16 protein-coding genes are annotated in these 18,671 nt (G+C 71.6%); 7 read left to right on the forward strand and 9 right to left on the reverse strand.

Annotated features, from left to right (window positions below):
• Positions 1-12 precede the first annotated feature (12 nt).
• The 3 genes from OG266_RS35690 to OG266_RS35700 form a co-directional block, all read right to left on the reverse strand.
• Positions 13-1,767 carry a sulfite exporter TauE/SafE family protein gene (locus OG266_RS35690; protein ID WP_371550765.1) on the reverse strand — a complete coding sequence of 585 codons (1,755 nt, stop codon included), beginning with the start codon at positions 1,765-1,767 and terminating at the stop codon, positions 13-15.
• Positions 1,764-3,386, reverse strand: a complete 1,623-nt coding sequence (locus tag OG266_RS35695; protein WP_371550767.1) for a tetratricopeptide repeat protein — start codon at positions 3,384-3,386, stop codon at positions 1,764-1,766. The genes OG266_RS35690 and OG266_RS35695 overlap by 4 nt, the downstream gene beginning before the upstream one ends.
• 174 nt (positions 3,387-3,560) lie before the next feature.
• Positions 3,561-5,096 carry a DUF4331 domain-containing protein gene (locus OG266_RS35700; protein WP_266466697.1) on the reverse strand — a complete coding sequence of 512 codons (1,536 nt, stop codon included), beginning with the start codon at positions 5,094-5,096 and terminating at the stop codon, positions 3,561-3,563.
• 273 nt (positions 5,097-5,369) lie between these two features.
• Between OG266_RS35700 and OG266_RS35705 the strand changes: the two genes are divergently transcribed.
• The 3 genes from OG266_RS35705 (at position 5,370) to OG266_RS35715 (ending at position 7,082) form a co-directional block, all read left to right on the forward strand.
• A complete protein-coding gene (locus OG266_RS35705) occupies positions 5,370-5,912 on the forward strand; it encodes a sigma-70 family RNA polymerase sigma factor (protein ID WP_266466700.1) in 543 nt (180 codons plus the stop codon).
• Positions 5,909-6,697, forward strand: coding sequence for an anti-sigma factor domain-containing protein (locus OG266_RS35710; protein ID WP_371550770.1), 789 nt, complete (start codon positions 5,909-5,911; stop codon positions 6,695-6,697). Before OG266_RS35705 ends, OG266_RS35710 begins: the two co-directional genes overlap by 4 nt.
• 115 nt (positions 6,698-6,812) lie before the next feature.
• Complete coding sequence (locus tag OG266_RS35715; RefSeq protein WP_266466705.1) at positions 6,813-7,082, forward strand: hypothetical protein; 270 nt, start codon at positions 6,813-6,815, stop codon at positions 7,080-7,082.
• Between the two features lie 398 nt (positions 7,083-7,480).
• Here OG266_RS35715 and OG266_RS35720 read toward each other — a convergent pair whose 3' ends face one another.
• The 3 genes from OG266_RS35720 to OG266_RS35730 all read right to left on the reverse strand — a co-directional run bounded on the left by OG266_RS35720 (position 7,481) and on the right by OG266_RS35730 (position 10,555).
• On the reverse strand, positions 7,481-8,689 hold the full coding sequence (locus OG266_RS35720; RefSeq protein WP_371550772.1) for a CaiB/BaiF CoA transferase family protein: 1,209 nt from the start codon (positions 8,687-8,689) through the stop codon (positions 7,481-7,483).
• 94 nt (positions 8,690-8,783) lie between these two features.
• Positions 8,784-9,566 carry an ABC transporter permease gene (locus tag OG266_RS35725; RefSeq protein ID WP_371550774.1) on the reverse strand — a complete coding sequence of 261 codons (783 nt, stop codon included), beginning with the start codon at positions 9,564-9,566 and terminating at the stop codon, positions 8,784-8,786.
• Complete coding sequence (locus tag OG266_RS35730) at positions 9,563-10,555, reverse strand: ATP-binding cassette domain-containing protein (protein WP_371550776.1); 993 nt, start codon at positions 10,553-10,555, stop codon at positions 9,563-9,565. The genes OG266_RS35725 and OG266_RS35730 overlap by 4 nt, the downstream gene beginning before the upstream one ends.
• A 64-nt stretch (positions 10,556-10,619) precedes the next feature.
• On the opposite strand from OG266_RS35730, the gene OG266_RS35735 reads away from it, so the two are divergent.
• Positions 10,620-11,342: a TetR/AcrR family transcriptional regulator C-terminal domain-containing protein gene (locus OG266_RS35735; protein ID WP_371550778.1), complete on the forward strand. Its 723-nt coding sequence runs from the start codon at positions 10,620-10,622 to the stop codon at positions 11,340-11,342.
• A 90-nt stretch (positions 11,343-11,432) separates the two neighbouring features.
• On the opposite strand, the gene OG266_RS35740 is transcribed toward OG266_RS35735, so the two are convergent.
• The 3 genes from OG266_RS35740 to hmgA form a co-directional block, all read right to left on the reverse strand.
• Positions 11,433-12,617: a type ISP restriction/modification enzyme gene (locus OG266_RS35740; RefSeq protein WP_371550780.1), complete on the reverse strand. Its 1,185-nt coding sequence runs from the start codon at positions 12,615-12,617 to the stop codon at positions 11,433-11,435.
• 24 nt (positions 12,618-12,641) lie between these two features.
• Positions 12,642-13,391 carry a GntR family transcriptional regulator gene (locus tag OG266_RS35745; RefSeq protein WP_266466721.1) on the reverse strand — a complete coding sequence of 250 codons (750 nt, stop codon included), beginning with the start codon at positions 13,389-13,391 and terminating at the stop codon, positions 12,642-12,644.
• Between the two features lie 105 nt (positions 13,392-13,496).
• On the reverse strand, positions 13,497-14,813 hold the full coding sequence (hmgA, locus tag OG266_RS35750; RefSeq protein WP_371550783.1) for a homogentisate 1,2-dioxygenase: 1,317 nt from the start codon (positions 14,811-14,813) through the stop codon (positions 13,497-13,499).
• A 182-nt stretch (positions 14,814-14,995) separates the two neighbouring features.
• Here hmgA and OG266_RS35755 point away from each other — a divergent pair, with 182 nt between their 5' ends.
• The 3 genes from OG266_RS35755 (at position 14,996) to OG266_RS35765 (ending at position 18,653) form a co-directional block, all read left to right on the forward strand.
• Positions 14,996-15,601, forward strand: coding sequence for a hypothetical protein (locus OG266_RS35755; protein ID WP_371550785.1), 606 nt, complete (start codon positions 14,996-14,998; stop codon positions 15,599-15,601).
• Positions 15,598-16,227, forward strand: coding sequence for a TetR/AcrR family transcriptional regulator (locus tag OG266_RS35760; RefSeq protein WP_266466727.1), 630 nt, complete (start codon positions 15,598-15,600; stop codon positions 16,225-16,227). Before OG266_RS35755 ends, OG266_RS35760 begins: the two co-directional genes overlap by 4 nt.
• A 167-nt stretch (positions 16,228-16,394) precedes the next feature.
• Complete coding sequence (locus OG266_RS35765; protein WP_371550788.1) at positions 16,395-18,653, forward strand: molybdopterin oxidoreductase family protein; 2,259 nt, start codon at positions 16,395-16,397, stop codon at positions 18,651-18,653.
• Positions 18,654-18,671 lie beyond the last annotated feature (18 nt).

Here is an 18,671-nt window from a genome sequence, read left to right on the forward strand (position 1 = left end):
CCCAAAAGTAGCTCAGCCGAGGACGGATGCCGCCCCCCTGAACACCAATCCAGCCCCAAGGGCTACGACCACCAACGCCGATCCCAGCGGTGCGGTCCTCCGCAGGAAGGTCACGACCGGCCCGCCGGCCAGCCGCGGGCGCCGGGCCAGTGCCCGGGTCACCCCGTCGCCCAGCTTCACCACGGCGAACCCGGCCGCCGTGAGCGTCAGGGCCAGCCCGACGCCGTACGCGAGGACGAGGAGCAACCCGAACCACGCCTGCCCCAGCGCCGCGGCGCCCACCAGGACGACCACTGCGGAGGGACTGGGCACGAGCCCTCCGGCGAAGCCGAGCAGGATCGTGCCGCGGACGGTGGGGGCGGTGGGGTGGGTGTGGGTGAAGCCGCCGTGGGTGTGTTCGAGGAGGCGGGGGGTCCGCTTGTCCCGTGGGGCGGGGGCGTGCTGGTGGGTGGGGGACTTGGTGCGGGGTGCGGCTTCGGCGGACGCGTGGGCGTGCGCGAGGACCAAGTGGCGTTCGGGCTGCTCGGCGTGCTCGTGGCCATGCTCGTGCGGGTGGTCCGTTTGCGGGTGGCCATGGTCGTGGGCGTCGCCGTCGTCGTTCGCGTGACTGTGCGCGCCGCCGTGTTCGTGGTCGTGCGCGTGGCCGTCTCCGTGGCTGTGCGCGTGCCCGTGCTCATGGTCGTGCGGGTGCCCGCTCCCGTGGGGGTGTCCGTGCCCGTGCCCAGGTGCCCGGTTGCGCCAGGCCCGGCGTACGAGCGTGGCGCCCGCCAGCGTCACCAGGAGTCCGCTCGTCACGCCCAGCCAGGCGATCACGGAGGGCGCCGCGGCCGAACCGGCCGTGATCAGCAGGCCGAGGGCGACCACGCCCAGGGTGTGGGTGACCGTCACCGAGGCGGCCAGCGGCAGGACGTCACGCAGGCCCGCCCGGCCGCCGCGGGCCGCCGCCGTCGCGGCCATCAGGGTCTTGCCGTGGCCCGGTGCGAGCGCGTGCAGGGCGCCGAGGCCCACCGCGATGAGCAGGGCGAGGGCCGCGAAGCCGATCGTCAGGTCGTGGCGGGCCACCAGGGCGTCGAGCGCCTGTGTCCAGCGGTCGGCGCCGCGCGGGAGGACCGAGTCGGCCGGCGCGTCCCGGCCGTCCTCGACCAGCGCGGGGCCACCGGCCCGCACCCGCAGGGACGCGGACGCGGTGTCGGCCGGTGACGAGAGCAGTTCCTGCGGGTACTGGGTGAGCTGCCGCGACACCGATTCCTTCGGTACGTCCGAGGCGGTGAGCGTCATCCGGTCACCGCGCGCGGTGATCTCCCGCCAGCCCGGCCCCTTGTCGGCTCCCGCGCCCCGGAAACCGACGTCCACGGTGTCCTGTTCGGGGAGCGCGGCCGTCAACCGGCATTCCACGCGCAGGGTGTTGAGCCCCGCCTGCCCGGGCCGCTCGCGCGCGACGCTCGTGCCGACGGTGAGCGGGACCTCGTTCCCGCCGACGGTGACCTCGCTGTCGCGCGCGGCCGTCTCGCACCGCTCGCGGGCCCAGTCCGTCATCCCCAGCTTCTTGATCTGCGGCTCGGCCTGCGTGGCCGGGATCTCCGCGAGGTCCTCGACATGGTCGACCCGCAGCTGTCCGGGGGCGACGACCAGACCGTCGTACCGATTGACCGTGAAGTTGCCCAGCGGATGCGCGCTCGCTTGCCCGGAGGGGACGAGCACGAGCGCGCAGGCGGCCGTGAGGACGGCCGCGCAGGAGCCGAGCGCGCGGCGGAGTGTACGGGTCACTTGTCGGCCTCCAGCGCCTTGCGGGCCGCGGTGGCGCCCAGCGGTGAGAATCCCGGGTTGAGGTCGAGGGCCGACTTCAGGGAGGCGTCGCCCGCCTTCTCGTGGCCGGTGGCGCGCTCGATCATGCCGCGGTGGTAGAGGAAGGACGCGTTGCGGTAGCCGGTGGCGGTCGCCTCGCGGGCGTACGGCAGGGCTTCCTCGTCACGGCCGTTGACGTGCAGCGCCCATGCCAGGGCGTCCGCGGTGTGCACGGTGTGGCGGCGGGCCCACTCGGCGCGGGCCGCCTTCAGCGCGGCCTCCTTGTCACCGTGGTCGGCGGCGGCCAGGGCCGTGTCGAGGTCGGCGTTGACGCCGTTGGCACGGGCCAGCGAGACCCACGCGTCCACCAGGGTGTACTGGTCGCGCGCCTTCTGCGCGTCGCCCTCCTTGCCGCGTGCCTCGTACAACTCGCCGAGTTCGACGAGGGGTTGGGGCAGCGGGTAGCGCTCCACGACCTGCTCCATGCCACTGATCGCCGCCGTGCGGTCGCCCTGCGCGGCCTGGGTGCGGGCGCGGCCTTCGAGTGCGGGGAGATAGGTGTCGTCGGCGGCGAGTGCGCGGGCGTAGTACGTGAGGGCCGAGTCGTACTCGCCCTGGTTCCAGGCGAGTTGGCCGAGCGCGGTCGCCACGTACGTGACGTCGCCGCGGGTCGTCGACGTGTCCAGCGCCTGCTCCAGGACGCGGCGGGCGGTCTTCACGTCGCCGCGCAGCTCCTTGACGTACGCGTACCGCGTGAAGACCGGGACGCCCGGGCGGCGCGAGTCGGCCGTGTCGGCCGCCTTCGACGCGTCCTCGTAGCGGCCGAGTTCGACGAGCGCGTCGATACGGGAGGCGAGGGCCCGCTCGCTGTACGGGTTCTGCTTCAGCGCCTGGTCGGCGTACTTCAGGGCGTCGGTGAAGTCGTGCCGCGCGGCGGCCAAGGCCGCTCGGCCCGCGAGCGCGGGGTCGTTGTCGGGGCGCAGCTTCAAGGACCGGTCGAGCGCCTGCTCCGCCTGCGGGTACCGGGAGGGATCGCCCTTCGTGCGGGCCTGCTCGATGTACGCGAGCCCGAGCGTCGACCAGCTGCCGAAGTCCTTGGGCTGGGACCGGAGATGGTCCTGCAGAGAGGTGATGCTCGCGTCGAGATCCCCGCCGGCGAGCAACTGCGGCGACACACCGACGGGGGCGGACGCGACGGTCGCCGCTCCGCCGTCGTCCCGTACGGCGCCGATCACTATGGCACCGGCGGTGAGAGCGATCGCCAACGCGGATGCGCAGAAGGCGAGTTGGGCCATGTGCCGGCGGCGACCTGATGCGGACAGCCGACGGACGGCGGCGACGCGCTCGTCGGCTACGTCGTCGGTCACCTCGGCGGCGGCCGTGTCGGTCATCTCGTCGCCTGTCTCGGCGGCGGCCTTGTCGGTCGCCTCGGTCGTGGCCCCGGCCTCGCTCGCGGCTGAGCCCGATGTCTCGGCCTCGGAACCGGTCCCGCCCTCTGTGGCAAGCGCGGGGCTCTCCTCGGGCATGGCCTCCGCGGCGCGGTCCGCGGGCTCGCTGCCGCGTTCGCTCTCCGGCGCGCTGTCGTTCGTACGCGGGGACATGCCCTCTCCTCAAAGTCCTTGGTGGAAACGGTCGTTGTGGGGGCGGAGCGGCGCGGCCCGCGCCGTGGGGGATGGATACGTGCGGGCCGCGCCAGTCGGTGGGCCGGGTCGGTGGACCCGGCCGGGGATCGGCGCAGCCGGGTCAGTGGCCCGGCTGCGGATCCGTGGGCCGGATCAGTAGGCCCGGTTGTGCATCCGTCGGCGCCACCACAGGAGGCCGGTGCCGATGAGGAGGAACCCGGCCGCACCGGCCGCCGCGGAGCCCGCGATCAGCATGGTGTCGGTCTCGCCGGAGGCCCCCGCGGGCTTCAGCGCGTCGCCGAGCTGGCTGCGCACGTCGGTCCCGCTGGTCGTGCCCTTGGCGAGTGGCCCGCGCGAACCCGAGGTCGGGTTGGCCAGGTACGGGAAGGTGTGGCCGAACTTCTTGTCGTTCTTGTCGACCGCGTCGCCCAAGTCGTTCTTGGAACCGACCAGTTCACCCTCGACGACCTGCAGCGCGATGTCGAGCACGTCGTCGGTGAGCCGGCGGCCGTTCGGGAAGCCCGCGGTGTCGCCGTCCAGCACACCGAGCCGCTTGGGCTTGGCCACCGGCTTGATCGAGGTGTTGAGGCGCAGTTCCTCCGCCGGTGTGACGTGGGGCGGCTGGTTGAGGCCTTCCACACCCTTCAGGAACACGTCGACGAGGTCGTTGCGCGGCTCCGCCGGCGCCGGGATCTTGTAGATCGCCTCGATGAGCTTGGGCAGCTCCGGGTTGGTCACGTTCTTCAGGAAGTCGCCGTCGTTCCAGGGCGAGGACGCGTTGAACTTGTCCTTGTCCTTGATGGGGTTGACGACCTCGTTGACCAGCGGCATGCCCAGCCGGGAGACCTGCGTGAAGTGACCACTCGCGTCCTTGCGCTGAGTGGTGGACCAGATGCCGACGATCGGCTGTTCGGCCGACTCCTGGATCATGTGGCTCGGCACCTGCAGGGCTATGGAGTTGACGTTGTAGCCCTTGAGGGTGTCCCGCCCGACCTCGGACAGGTTGCCGCCGTACAGCAGGTCGAAGACCCGCAGATCCAGGAAGAACGGGTCGTCCGCCTGGCCGGCGAACGTCGTCGAACCGCCCGCGAGCTCGTGGACGGCCTGGTCGCGCAGCTTGCCGTAGTCCGGCATCGACGCCTTGCCGACGTTGGACGGGGCCACCGGCACATCGTCCGCGACCTTCGTCTTCGAGATCAGCTTCTGGTTCTTCAACCGCAGCAGATCGATGTCGTACGTCTGCGTGATGTTGAGGTCCGGGTCATCGAGGCTGTCGACCGCACCCGTGTTGTAGAGGAAGGTGTCGCCGTTCTTGACGTGCGTCTTGAACGTGTAGCGGTAGAGCAACTCGCCCTGCGCGTCACCGTTGTTGTCGATGTGGATGTCGTACTGGGCGTCCTCGGCGAACGTGAAGAAGTTCGGTCCGCCGGCGGGTTCCTCGAAGGGGATCCAGTTCGCCACGATGGTCGTCGTATCTGGTTTGTCCGGGCTCACGAACGCGTACACGTCCGTGTTGTCGTACTGCGGAGCCCCCGAGATCAACGGGGCCTCCCGGTGGCTGGAGGCGGAGGCCGCCCCCGGTACCAACACGGTCACGCCGGCGGCTGCGAGCCCCCCGGCGGCCAGCGCACCACAGACGAGGGTCGCGAGACTCCTGCGCCCCGTGCCACTCCTGAAGATAGGTGTCATGCCGTCCGTCCTCACGTCCCAATTGCCTGACGCACGCCATTCGGAGCGGTCGCCGGGGTGGATTGGTCGAATCCCAAACGTTCTTACGGCGGGTTTCACAGGTTGTTTCAGCGGAGAGCACTGTTTCTCCAGCGGCTGTCGTGGCGGCAAGTCCGTTTCCCTGGCGCCGGACCCGCGTTTTCGGTTCGCTGATCCGTAACCCATCCGTGGGCGCGTTCGCTGCGAACACGTAAGTGAACGGACGGGCCGTACGCGGCCGGAGAGGGGGAACGGGTGGAGGCGGACGAACTCCTGGTGCTCGTGGCCGGAGGCAACCAGAAGGCATTCGAGGAGCTGTACGGACTGGTGTCCGGGCCGGTGTTCGGACTGGTGCGCCGCGTGGTGCGGGACCCCGCCCAGTCGGAGGAGGTGGCCCAGGAAGTGCTGCTCGAACTCTGGCGCTCCGCCGCACGGTTCGACCCGGGGCGTGGCAGCGCCCTGTCCTGGATACTCACCCTCGCCCACCGGCGAGCCGTCGACCGGGTCCGCAGCGCCCGCGCCGCCACCGAGCGCGAGCAGCGCGAGGGACAGCGCGCCCACCACCCCGCCTTCGACCAGGTCGCCGAGGAGGTCGAGGCCGGGCTCGAACGCGAGTGGGTCCGCCGCTGCCTCGACCGGCTCACCGCCCTGCAACGCCAGTCCGTCACCCTCGCCTACTACGACGGCTACACCTACCGTGAAGTCGCCGAACGGCTCTCCCTGCCGCTCGGCACGGTCAAGACCCGCATGCGCGACGGACTGACGCGACTGCGCGACTGCCTGGGAGGTGTCGCATGAGTGTTCTCGACCGCCTGCTGCGGCGTGACCTGCACTCACTGGCCGCGCCCTACGCGCTGGACGCCCTCGAACCCGAGGAGCGCCGCCGCTTCGAACGCCACCTGCGCGACTGCCCGCGCTGCTCCGCGGAGGTCCGGGCGCTCGCCGAGGACGCGATGCGCCTCGCCTGGTCCACCGCCGCGCCGGCGCCGGCCGCGCTGCGGGACCGAGTGCTGACCGCCGTACGGACCACGCCGCAGGAACCGTCGCCCCATCACGCACCCCGCGCGCGCGGCGCCCATCAGCCCGTACGCACGCGCAGCCCCCGCTTCCGCCCGCTCCTCGCGCCGCTCGCCACGGCCACGGCCGCCGCGGCGCTCGTCGTCGCCTCGCTCTTCGCCGTGCAGGCGACGCGGACCCAGGACCAACTGGACCAGGAGCGCGCCCAGGCACGTGAGATCGCCCACGTTCTCGCGGCGCCCGACGCCCGCGCGGCCGGCGACCGGGACGCCCAGGGACGCGGTATCGGCGTGGTCGCCTCCGCGTCGGAACGGCGCGCCGTCGTGACACTCAGCGGGTACGGCACTCCCTCCGAGGGGCGCGTCCACCAGCTGTGGCTCATGCGCCCCAACGAAAATCCGCGCTCCCTGGGGCTCTTCGACGGAGACACGCCCCTGGTCGCCGACGGACTGAATACGACCGCCACGTCACTCGCTGTCACAGTCGAACCCCCGGGCGGTTCCGTGCAGCCCACTACCGCACCAGTTGTCCAACTCGCCCTGGAATCGGTTGGATTCGGAGAGTAATCGTCAACACCCTTACAGAGAAGGTGAATCATGTGCCCGCGATACACGAGTGCCACGAGGGAGCGATAGGGTTAGCCTGCCCGGGCCGGGTGGACTCGTACGGGTGGGGAGTGACATGGAACAGATAACAGTGCGCAGCAGGGCACGTGTCCCTGCGATCACGTGCGGGAGCAGTGCGACCAGTTCGCGCCTCGACCGCCATCTCGCGGTGCTGGGCGGCCCTGCCATCCCGCAGCGCGAAACGCTCGAGGCGACCTCGCTGATGCGCGAGCTCACCTCGCGTGACACCGCGCACGACAGCAGCAGCAGGGTCGCGCGAGTGAGGCGGGTCTCGCTCTTCGCACCGCTGAAGCGGCTGCGCCGTTCGCTGTTCGGCGGCCGCTGAGCAGCGGCCGGCACCGGCGTTCCCGACCCGCGCCCGGCGGACCACCGCCCCGGCGCAGCGCTGCGCTTCCGCGTCCGTCATCCCCACGGCAGGCAGCAACGCCCGGTGAACCACCGGGCGCGGGTCCGGCCACCCAACCCCGCTCACGCCCTCCGCATGCCCGCCTCCCCACCCCCCGGCGGCAGCGAGCCTCCCCGTCCTCACCCCAACGCGCGCTCCGAGCCAAGCTCGCCGTGTCGTCGGCACGCGTGCCTCCGCCGTCCCCCCGCTCGGCGGTAGTGAGTCGCGAGTCCCCACCCGGAGCGCGGCTCGAGCCCTGCTCTCCCACTCGGCATCCGCGTCTCCGCCGCCCTGCCACGGAGTGCTTTCCGTGCGCGGGCCGTCGGCCCCGCGCCCCCTCACCGCGCCACATCGTCCCGCAGCAGCTCCCTGACCTCCGCGTCCGTCATTCCCAACTCCCGCAGCACCGCTCCCGTGTGCTCCCCGAGCCGGGGTACCGCCCCCATGCGCGCCTCCTCCCCGCCCGGCAGCGCGATCGGCGGCAGCAAAGCCCGCAACGGCCCCACCGGTGAGCCCACTTCCCGCCACCGGTCCCTGGCCGCCAGCTGCGGATGGTCCGCGACCTCGTGAACGTCCCTCAGGCGTGCGCACGCGATGCCCGCGCTCTCCAGTGCGGTCACCGCTTCGTCGGCGCCGAGTGCGCCCAGGGCCTTCGCCACCAGCGCATCGGTTCGCGCCCGGTTGGCGACCCGCGCCGGGTTCGTCGCGTACGCCGGATCGTCGGCCAACTCCGGCTGGCCAAGGACCTGTTGGGCCAATCGCCGCCACTCCCGGTCGTTCTGCACGGACAGCAGCACCCGCCCGCCGTCCGCCGTGGGGTAGGCGTCGTACGGCGCGATGACGGCGTGCGCGAGGCCCGTGCGCGCCGGGGGAGTTCCTCCGTGCATCACATGGTGCAGCGGATGCCCCATCCACTCCGCGAGCGCCTCCAGCATCGACACCTCGACCGGGCCTCCGCGCCCTGTCGTACCGCGCCGCACGAGCGCCGCGAGCACCCCGGAGAACGCGTACATGGCCGCCGCGATGTCGGCCGCCGGAATCCCCGCCTTCACCGGCTGCTCCGGCGTCCCCGTCACCGACACGAGCCCCGCCTCGCACTGCACGAGCATGTCGTACGCGCGTTTGCCGGCGTACGGCCCCGACGCCCCGTACCCCGAGATGTCCACGGCGACCAGCCGCGGATGCGCGGCGCACAGCGCGGCCGCGTCCAGGCCGAGCCGCGCCGCCGCACCCTGCGCGAGGTTCTGCACGAAGACATCCGCGTCCGCGACGAGACGGTGTACGACATCGAGGCCACGCGGGTCCTTGAGGTCGAGGGCGATGGACTCCTTGCCCCGGTTGCACCACACGAAGTGCGAGGCGAGACCGGCCGCTGCGGTGTCGTAGCCCCGGGCGAAGTCCCCGCCGTCGAGCCGCTCGACCTTGATCACGCGGGCGCCGAGGTCGGCGAGCTGGCGGGTCGCGAAGGGCGCCGAGACGGCCTGTTCGACGGCGACGACGGTGATGCCCTCAAGGGGGAGGGGGAGTGGCTGCATGCGGGGGATCATGTCTCCCGCGTCACGCCTTTGTCATCCGTGGGTGTCGACGGGCCGGCGCCCCTGGTCCGGTTCGCCGACCGGATGCGGGAGTCCCTCCCGCGGCTCAGCGACCGCCGTGTGCGTACCGGCGGACGGCGAGCGGCAGGAACACCGCGATGAGCAGCGCGCACCAGGCGAGCGACCCGGCGACGGGACGTGTCACCGGCCAGGCGCCGTCCACCGGTACCGGCGCGTTCCCGAACAGGTCCCGCATCGCGGTGGTCACCGCGCTGATCGGGTTCCACTCGGCGATCGTCCGCAGCCATGCCGGCAAGTTGTCCGTGGGGATGTACGCGTTCGACAGCAGCGGCAGCATGAAGGTCGCGGCACCGAGCTGTCCGGCGGCCTCCTCGCTCCGCGAGGCGAGCCCCAGCAGGATGCCGACCCAGGTCATCGCGAACCGGAACAGCAGCAACAGCCCTACGGCGCCCGCCGCTTCGAGCGCCGACCCGTCGATCCGCCAGCCCACCGCGAGCCCGACCAGCATCAGCGGCACCATGCCGACGGCCGTGACGACGAGGTCGGCGGCGGCCTGCCCGAGCGGTACGGCGGCCCGGCTCATCGGCAGTGTGCGGAAGCGGTCCATGACGCCCCGGTGCGAGTCCTGGGCGGCCTGGAACATCCCGGTCATGATCCCGTTGGCGGCGGTCGCCACCAGCAGTCCGGGCACCAGGAAGGCGCGGTACTCCTGCCCGGGATGCGCGAGCGCGCTGCCGAAGACATAGCCGAAGAACAGCAGCATGTTGATCGGCATGGCCTGGGTGAGGATGAGGAGCCCCGGGCTGTGCCGCATCCGCCGCAGGTTCCGGCCCAGCATCGCGGTGCCGTCGTACGCCAACGCACTCATGTCACAAGCTCCTTGTGGTCGGTCGGGCCGGCGGGCAGACCGGCGGGCGGGCCCGGGGTCAGGCTTCCGGTGAGGCGCAGGAACACGTCGTCGAGCGTCGGCGGACGAAGGCTCGCGTCGAGCAACGGCACACCTGCGGCGTCGAGTTCGCGTACGAGACGCGGAAGCGTCAGGGTCGTGTCGGTGGTGACGGCGCCGACCGCGCGCCGCTCCTGGTCGAACGAGGGCGAGTTGCCGGTCAGTTGGTCGAGGACGGCCGCCGCTCCGGACATCGCCTCCGCGTGGGCGACGACCACCTCCGCGTAACTGCCGATGAGCGCCTTGAGTTCGGCGGGCGAGCCCGTGTGGGCGACCCTGCCCCGGTCCACGAGCGCGATGTCGTCGGCGAGTTGATCGGCCTCCTCCAGGTACTGCGTGGTCAGCAGCACGGTCGTGCCCTCGCTCTTGAGCGCGTGCACGGCCTCCCAGATCTGATTGCGGCTCGCGGGATCGAGCCCGGCGGTGGGCTCGTCGAGGAAGAGCACCTCGGGGCGCCGGATAAGGCTTGCCGCCAGGTCGAGGCGGCGCCGCATACCGCCGGAGTAGGTGGACGCGGGCCGGTCGGCGGCCTCGGCGAGCCCGAAGCGGTCGAGGAGTTCGGCCGCCCGCGCCGCCGTGCCCCGCACCCGGTGCAGCCGCGCGAACAGCCGCAGGTTCTCGCGCCCGGTGAGGTCGCCGTCCACCGAGGCGTACTGCCCGGTGACCCCGATCGAGCGACGTACGGCCCCCGGCTCCCGTACGAGATCGTGCCCGGCGACACGCGCGGACCCCGCGTCCGGCCGCAGCAGTGTGGTGAGCAGCCGTACTGCCGTGGTCTTGCCGGCGCCGTTCGGCCCGAGAATCCCGCAGACCGTGCCCTCGGCGACCGTGAGATCCAGCCCCCGGACGGCATGGACCTCCCCGAAACGCTTCTCCAGACCTTCACTAAGTACAGCGTACGTAGTTGTCATGGGTGGACCATAGCGCACTACGTACGGTGTACGTAACTAGGATGGGTTCCGAGGTGATCGACCGATGCCAGGGCGCAGTGCCGTACCCGAAGTGATCTGGGCTCGTCCCGAGCGTGCGGGCCGTGGTCCGCGGCCCGCCTTCAGCCGTGCGGACATCGCGGCCGCCGCGGTGCGGATCGCGGACGCGGAGGGGCTCGACGGGGTCTCGATGCGGCACGTCGCGGCCGAACTCGGCTGCGGCACGATGTCGCTCTACAACTATGTCCCGCGCAAGGAGGACCTGCACGAGCTGATGGTCGACGTCATCAGCGGCGAGCACGACATCTGGGAGCCCTCGGGCGACTGGCGCGCCGACATGCTCCGCGTCGCCCACCAGACCCGCGCCCTCATGCACCGCCACCCCTGGCTGCCGCGCCTGATGTCCCCGGTCTACGGCTTCAGCCCCAACGCGCTGCGCTATCTCGAGCACTGTCTGACCTGCCTCGACCCCCTCGACGCGCCCTACGGCACCAAGTTCGAGCTGATCGCGATGCTCAACGGCGTCGTGACGACCTACGTCGGGAACGAGCTGGCCACCGCCGAGCGGACCCGCTCCCTGCCCTGGTCCGAGGAGCAGGAGAACGCGGTCCGGATCGGCTATCTGGGCGGGCGGATCGCCACCGGTGAGTATCCGCGGATGGCCGCGGCGTTCATGGAGGACGCGGGGCCGATCGATCTGGAGGCGGTGTTCGAGCGGGCGCTGGGGCGGGTCCTCGATGCGTTTGCGCTCCGCTTGGAGGACGGTTAGAAGCCGGTCGTCTGTCGACTGCGGGTCGTCCGTGGCTGGGCGCGCAGTTCCCCGCGCCCCTGACGGGGCACTGCACCTCAGGCGCGATCATCAGATCAGGGCGAACTGGCCTTCCGGGCCTTCCTCGTGGTGGTCGAGTACCGACGCGGGTCGGCGTGCCCCGTCCGGCACCGGGAGCACGCCCGCCTTGCGCAGCTCGGTTCCGGTGATCGGCTTGGACACGCTCAACTCGGCCCGCTGTGGCCGCAGTTCCGCGAGCAGTGCCAGTACCGTGACGATCTCGAGCAGCTCGGAGGTCCAGGCCTGCGGCCAGGTGGCGGGGCGGATCGCCTCCAGGGCGCCCGGCTCGGGCGGCTCCGTCCGGGCCGCGAACCACTGCTCCAGTACGCGCACCCCGCCCACCTCGAAGTCCCAGGCCTCCGGCGGAACGGGGGAGATCCGGCCCTCGTCGAGATGGAGGGCCTCCTCGTCGCGGTCGTAGTGCACGTCGACCGGGACGGCCGGAAGTGGGGAGCGGACGTACGGGCGACGGCCCCCGGGGAGCTTCGGACGCTCCCCGTCACGGCGCATCAGCCACAGCATCCGGCGCCCCAACTCGACGCCGTGCGCCCAGAGTTCGGGGTCGGCGGTGAGGGGGACCGCGGGTCCGGTGCGGCCCGCCCGCGCGACCGCCACCGTCCAGGCGAGGACGTCGACGGGCTCGGGGGAGTGGCCGAGGCGGGTGCGGAGGTGGTCCAACAGGCCCGGCGCCAGGTTCGGTTCGAGTCCGCCCGGGCGACGGTAGAGGGGCCGGACGCGGCCTCCGCGACCGGCGCTCAGCGGCAGCACGGAGGAGATCAGCAATACCGGCCCCGACGACTCCGGTACCACCGTCTGGTCGACCACGAACAACTGCCGCTCGTCGGCGACCCGCCACAACTCCGGGCGCGCCGCGTCGATCAGCCGGTGGTCCGGAATCAACCAGTGCTCATCGAAAGGAGCGTGCAGCACACGCACCGGCTCCGCACAGCGCCCCGACTCACGCGCCAGTTGGCCCGTCCCGCTCGCCTGCCCCGGCAACTGCGCCACCGCCGAATGCGGCGTACGCGAGCGGGTGACGCCGAACAGCGCCTCGCGCTCCGGCCCTTCGGCCTTCATGAGCGCGTCCCACCGCGCCCTCAGGGACGCGGCGTCGGGAGCCGTCGGCCACCCCCGGCCCAGCCTCGGCGGAGCGGCCGACCACGGCATGAGGTCCGCGAGGAGCGGAGCGTCGTCGTCGTGCGTCACGCTCGGCATCGTACGACGTGGTCGATGACGTGGTCAGTGGGCGTCGAGGGTGACCGTGAACGAGAAGCGGTCGCCGCGGTAGAGGATGCGGGCCACGTCCAGGGCGCGGCCGTCCTCGCCGTGGGTGACACCCGTGTAGTGCAGGATCGGGCTGAGCAGCGGGACTTGGAGCAGCCGTGCCGTCTCCGGGTCCGCGAGCCGGGCCTCCACCGTGTCGGTGATCCGGCTGATGCGGACGCCCACCACATCGCGCAGCACCTTGGTCATGGGCCAGCGCACCAGGTCCTCCGGGTCGATCAGGGCCGCCAGTTCGGGACGTACGAAGTTGCGCGCATGGTTCGTCGGCTCGCCCGTCTTCTCGTCGCCGCGCAGCCGGTGGTACGAGCCCACCTCGGCCAGATCGGGGAAGTACTCGGCGAGTTCCGCGGACACCGGCACCGTGCCGTGGTCGAGGAGCTCCGTCGTCATCCCCGACTGCTGCGCCACGATCGCGTCGACCGAGCCAAGGAGCCGCACCGGCGCCCCCCGCTGCGCGGTGGGCTCGATGAACGTGCCACGCCGGCGATGGCGCGTGATCAGCCCCTCGTTCTCCAGTTCCTTGAGCGCCTGCCGCATGGTCAGCACGCTCACCCCGTAATGCTCCGCCAACTGCTCCTCGGTGGGCAGCCGCAGCGGGTCCTGGGCGGAGCGGCCGAGTATCGAGGCACGCAGGGACTGCGACACCTGATACCAGAGCGGCAGCTTGCGGTTCAGGACGATCGAATCCGGGGCGAAGGAGGTCACGAGGGTATCCGTACCGGTCGTGGGCGTTCAGTGCAACGGGAGATGACGATCAGTGCGACGGACCGAGCGCCGGGGCGACGGGAACCGGGCCCCGGGCGACGGCGATCAGTCGGCGGCGCGGAAGTGCCGCTGGAGGCCCTGCCACACGTCGTCGTACGCCTGCTGGAGGTGCTCCGCGTGCGCCGCCTGCGCCGTGGCGGTCACCGGCCAGCGGGTCTCGAACATGAAGGCGAGCCCGTCGTCGACCTTCTGCGGCCTGAGCTCGGCGGCGCTCGCCCGGTCGAAGGTCTCCCGGTCCGGACCGTGCGCCGACATCATGTTGTGCAGCGAACCGCCCCCGGGGACAAAACCTTCCGCCTTGGCGTCGTACGCGCCCTCGATGAGCCCCATGTACTCGCTCATCACATTCCGGTGGAAGTACGGCGGCCGGAACGTGTCCTCGCCCACCAGCCAACGCGGCGCGAAGACCACGAAGTCGACACCGGCCAGCCCCGGGGTGTCGCTCGGGGAGGTCAGCACCGTGAAGATCGACGGGTCCGGGTGGTCGTAGCTGATGGTGCCGATCACATTGAAACGGCGCAGGTCATAGATGTACGGCACATGGTTGCCGTGCCAGGCGACCACATCCAGCGGCGAGTGGTCGTACGTCGCCGTCCAGAGGTTGCCGCAGAACTTGTTGACCACCTCGACCGGGCCCTCGACGTCCTCGTACGCGGCGACCGGCGCGAGGAAGTCCCGTACGTTCGCCAGCCCGTTGGCGCCGATCGGCCCCAGGTCGGGCAGCTGGAAAGGCGCCCCATAGTTCTCGCACACATAACCGCGGGCACTCTCGTCCAGTAGCTCCACACGGAAGCGGACACCACGGGGGATGAGCGCCACCTGTTCGGGTTCCACGTGGAGCAGCCCGAACTCGGTGCGCAGCAGCAGCCCGCCGCGCTCCGGCACGATCAGCAGCTCGCCGTCGGCGTCGCTGAACACCCGCTCCATCGAGGAGTTGGCGTGGTACAGGTGCACCGCCATGCCCGTGCGCTGGGCGGCGTCGCCGTTGCCGCCGAGGGTCCAGAGGCCGCCGACGAAGTCCGTGCCGGCCGGAGGCTCGGGCAGCGGGTTCCAGCGCAGCCGGTTGGGGTCGGGCACGGTCTCCGCGAACGGAGCCGTACGGAGCGCGCCGTTGTCCGTACGCGTGAACGCGGGATGCGCGGCCGACGGACGGATCCGGTACAGCCACGAACGCCGGTTGTGCGCCCTCGGCTCGGTGAACGCCGAACCGCTCAACTGCTCCGCGTACAGCCCGAGCGGTCCCCGCTGCGGCGCGTTGCGGCCGTGCGGCAGGGCCCCCGGGACCGCCTCCGAGCTGTGTTCGTTGCCGAATCCGGTCAGGTAGACCAGCCCCTCGGCGGTCTTCCTCGCGTCCCCGCTCATGATCACTCCCTTGCGCCCGATTCCTATGCTCAACCATAGGAATCGGTTCCGGCGCACGCAAGAGGTCGTACCGCTCGGAGGCCGGACTACTCAGGGGTCGTACTACTCAGGGGTCGGCGTACCGCCAGGAACCCGACTTCAGGGGGATCCGAGTGTCAGTGCGATGTTCTACGCTCCCCGGCATGTCGTGGACGCGTGGACTGCTCGCCGCGCTCGCGGTCTGCGCCCTGCTCGGCGGACCGGCGGGCTGCGGCTCCGGTGATGCGCACGAGCGGAAGGACGGAGTATCGGCCTCGCCCGTGGGTGAACTGCTCGACGAGACCGACGAGGCGGGACGGCGCTACCGCGAGATCGACGAGAAGGGCGCACCCGAGGTCGCCATCGAGGTCCAGCCGGACACCGACGGCGGCTGGGACGTGCGACTGACCGTCCAGCACTTCCGCTTCTCACCCGCCGGCACGCGCTCGAAGGCCGTCGCGGGACGCGGCATCGCCCTCCTCTACCTCGACGGCCGCGGCATCGCCACCCTCCGCACCGCCGAATACCACCTCCCCGGCGACCTCGTCCCGCGCGGCACACACCAGGTCACCGCCCGCCTCTACGCGGACGACCACACCGTGTGGGCCGTCGACGACGAGCCGGTCGAGAGCACCGCGGACATCACGTCGTCGCAGGCCAGGCAGTCGTCGCACACGACCGAGCCGTCGGAGCCGTCGATGAGTGCGAGCGGCAGCGAGGCACGTACTGATACCGGAGGTTCACCGGACCCCGGCGGAAAGGCATCATGAAGCCCGTGCCCCATGCGACCTCGCTGCGCCGAGCGCCCGTGCAACGCCGCAGCGCAGAACGACTGACCAGAATCCTCGACGCCTGCGCCGACCTCCTCGACGAGGTCGGCTACGACGCCCTGAGCACCAGGGCCGTGGCCCAGCGTGCCGGCGTACCCATCGGCTCCGTCTACCGCTTCTTCGGCAACAAGCGCGCGATGGCCGACGCGCTCGCCCAGCGCAACCTGGAGCGCTATGCCGAGCGCGTCACCCACCGCCTCCGGGAGACGGACGGCGAGCGGGAGACCGGGGGAGGCTGGCGCGCGGCCGTGGACGCCGTACTCGACGAGTACATAGCCATGAAGCGGACCGCGCCGGGCTTCTCCCTCGTCGACTTCGGCAACCAGATCCCGGTCGGCTCCCGCGCCGAACCCAACACCCGCGTCGCCGACCGCCTCACCGAACTCCTCTCCGGCTACCTCGAACGCACCCCGGACGAAGATCTCCGCCGCGTCTTCCTGATCTCGGTGGAGACCGCCGACACCCTCGTCCACCTGGCCTTCCGGCTCGCCCCGGACGGAGACGAGCGGATCATCGAGGAGACCCGGGTACTGCTCCGGGCCTATCTGGAACGGATTCTCGACTGAGCGGTCGGCGCAGGGCGAACGGGTACCCGGGCCTCGGGTACCCGCCCAGGGACCCGCTCGCGGATTTCCGACCTGACCCCCGATGAGCCCTCCCCAGCATGCCTACCGGTCGGTATGCTCGGCCCCAGTCCGTGTGCCAACGCTGCCACCGCCTCCGGGAGGACCCCGTGTCCCGCACCACCGGCACCACCCCCGACACCCGCACCGCCCTGCGCATCTGCCCCCTGTGCGAAGCCACCTGCGGGCTGACGCTCACCATCGAGGGCACCCGGGTGACCGGGGCCCGGGGCGACCGCGACGACGTGCTCAGCAAGGGGTTCATCTGCCCGAAGGGCGCCTCCTTCGGAGCCGCCGACGGCGACCCGGACCGACTGCGCACCCCGCTCGTTCGCAAGGACGGCGAACTGCGCGAAGCCACCTGGGAGGAAGCCTTCGACGCGGTGGCCGCGGGGCTGCGACCGGTCGCCGAGCGGTACGGGCCGCACGCCGTCGGAGTCGTCCTCGGCAACCCGAACGTGCACACCATGGCCGGCGCCCTCTACCCGCCCGTCCTGCTCACCGGCCTCGGCACCCACAGCATCTTCACCGCCTCCACGGTCGACCAGATGCCCAAACACGTATCCAGCGGGCTGCTCTACGGCGACGCCAACGCGATCCCCGTGCCGGACCTGGACCACACCGACCACCTTCTGCTCATCGGCGCCAACCCCCTGGAATCCAACGGCAGCCTCTGCACCGCCCCCGACTTCCCCGGCAAGCTCAAGGCCCTGCGAGCCCGCGGCGGCACCCTGACCGTCATCGACCCGCGACGCACCCGCACCGCCAAACTCGCCGACCGGCATGTGGCGATCAGGCCCGGCACCGACGCGCTGCTCCTCGCCGCCATGGCGCACGTCCTCTTCGAAGAGAAGCTCGCCGAACCCGGCGACCTCGCCCCGCACGTCCAGGACATCGACGAACTCGCCGAAGCCGTACGGGACTTCACCCCCGAAGCCGCGAGTGAGGCCTGCGACGTCCCCGCCGACACCATCCGCGCCCTCGCCCGCGAACTCGCCGCCGCACCCACCGCCGCCGTCTACGGCCGCATCGGCAGCTGCACGGTCCCGCACGGCACCCTGGCCAGCTGGCTCGTCGACGTCCTCAACATCCTCACCGGCAACCTCGACCGGCCCGGCGGCGCCCTCTTCCCCCAGGCCGCCACCGACAAGACCCCCCGACCCGCAGGCCCCGGACGCGGCTTCGCCCTCGGACGCTGGCACTCGCGAGTGAGCCGACACCCCGAAGCCAAGGGCGAACTGCCGATCGCCGCCCTCGCCGAAGAGATCGACACCGCCACCGAACAGGGCGAGCCGATCCGCGCGGTCATCGCCGTCGCCGCCAACCCCGTACTCTCCGCACCCGACGGCGACCGCCTCGACAAGGCCCTCGGCTCACTGGACTTCATGGTCAGCGTCGACCCGTACCTGAACGAGACCTCACGCCACGCCCACGTCGTACTCCCCCCGCCCCCGCCCTCGCAGAGCGCCCACCACGACTTCGCCTTCAACACCCTCGCCGTGCACAACCAGGTCCGCTACACCCGCGCCGCCGTCCCCCTCGAACCGGGCCGCATGGCCGAGACCGAGATCCTCGCGCGCCTCACCCTGGCCGCCACCGGCATGCACGGCACCGACCCGTCCGCCGTCGACGACATGGTCATCGCCGGCACACTCGGCAAGTCCGTCACCGAGCCCCACTCGCCGGTGCACGGCCGCGACCCGATGGAACTCGCCGGCCAACTCACCGGCGACAACGGCCCCGAGCGACGCCTCGACATGATGCTGCGCCTGGGCCCGTACGGCGACGGCTTCGGCGTACGACCGGACGGGCTGAGCCTGGCGAAACTGCTCGCACACCCGCACGGCATCGACCTCGGCCCCCTGCGGTCGCGACTGCCGCAGCCGCTCAAGACCCGCAGCGGGAAGATCGAGCTGCTTCCGGCACCGATCGTCGACGATCTTCCCCGGCTGCGGGCCGCCCTGCGCGAGCGCCCGACGGCCCTCGTCCTCATCGGCCGCCGCCACCTGCGCTCCAACAACAGCTGGATGCACAACGTGCCCGCCCTCACCGGCGGCTCCAACCGCTGCACCTTGCACATCCATCCCGAGGACGCCGAACACCTCGGCCTCGCCGACGGGGCGGCCGTCCGCGTGAAGGGCGCCGGGGGAGAGGTGACCGCCCCCGCCGAGGTCACGGACGCCGTACGACGCGGAGTGGTGAGCCTCCCGCACGGGTGGGGACACAACCGCCCCGGCACCCGGATGAGCCACGCCGCACTCGACCCCGGAGTCAACGTCAACCAGCTCCTCGACGGCAGCCTCCTGGACCCCCTGTCGGGGACCGCCGTCCTCAACGGCGTACCCGTGGAGCTGACACCTCTGAGCTGAGCAAAGCTGTGACCTGGA

Origin of the sequence: Streptomyces sp. NBC_00554 (assembly GCF_041431135.1) — a bacterium.
GTDB lineage: Bacteria > Actinomycetota > Actinomycetes > Streptomycetales > Streptomycetaceae > Streptomyces.

Bases quoted from the DNA above. Each gene is read 5' to 3' on its own strand.
- OG266_RS35730 (WP_371550776.1), bottom strand. From the start codon at position 10,555: ATGACAACTACGTACGCTGTACTTAGTGAAGGTCTGGAGAAGCGTTTC.
- OG266_RS35720 (WP_371550772.1), bottom strand. From the start codon at position 8,689: ATGATCCCCCGCATGCAGCCACTCCCCCTCCCCCTTGAGGGCATCACC.
- OG266_RS35715 (WP_266466705.1), top strand. From the start codon at position 6,813: ATGGAACAGATAACAGTGCGCAGCAGGGCACGTGTCCCTGCGATCACG.
- OG266_RS35700 (WP_266466697.1), bottom strand. From the start codon at position 5,096: ATGACACCTATCTTCAGGAGTGGCACGGGGCGCAGGAGTCTCGCGACC.
- OG266_RS35735 (WP_371550778.1), top strand. From the start codon at position 10,620: ATGCCAGGGCGCAGTGCCGTACCCGAAGTGATCTGGGCTCGTCCCGAG.
- OG266_RS35755 (WP_371550785.1), top strand. From the start codon at position 14,996: ATGTCGTGGACGCGTGGACTGCTCGCCGCGCTCGCGGTCTGCGCCCTG.
- OG266_RS35725 (WP_371550774.1), bottom strand. From the start codon at position 9,566: ATGAGTGCGTTGGCGTACGACGGCACCGCGATGCTGGGCCGGAACCTG.
- OG266_RS35760 (WP_266466727.1), top strand. From the start codon at position 15,598: ATGAAGCCCGTGCCCCATGCGACCTCGCTGCGCCGAGCGCCCGTGCAA.
- OG266_RS35695 (WP_371550767.1), bottom strand. From the start codon at position 3,386: ATGTCCCCGCGTACGAACGACAGCGCGCCGGAGAGCGAACGCGGCAGC.
- OG266_RS35710 (WP_371550770.1), top strand. From the start codon at position 5,909: ATGAGTGTTCTCGACCGCCTGCTGCGGCGTGACCTGCACTCACTGGCC.
- hmgA (WP_371550783.1), bottom strand. From the start codon at position 14,813: ATGAGCGGGGACGCGAGGAAGACCGCCGAGGGGCTGGTCTACCTGACC.
- OG266_RS35740 (WP_371550780.1), bottom strand. From the start codon at position 12,617: ATGCCGAGCGTGACGCACGACGACGACGCTCCGCTCCTCGCGGACCTC.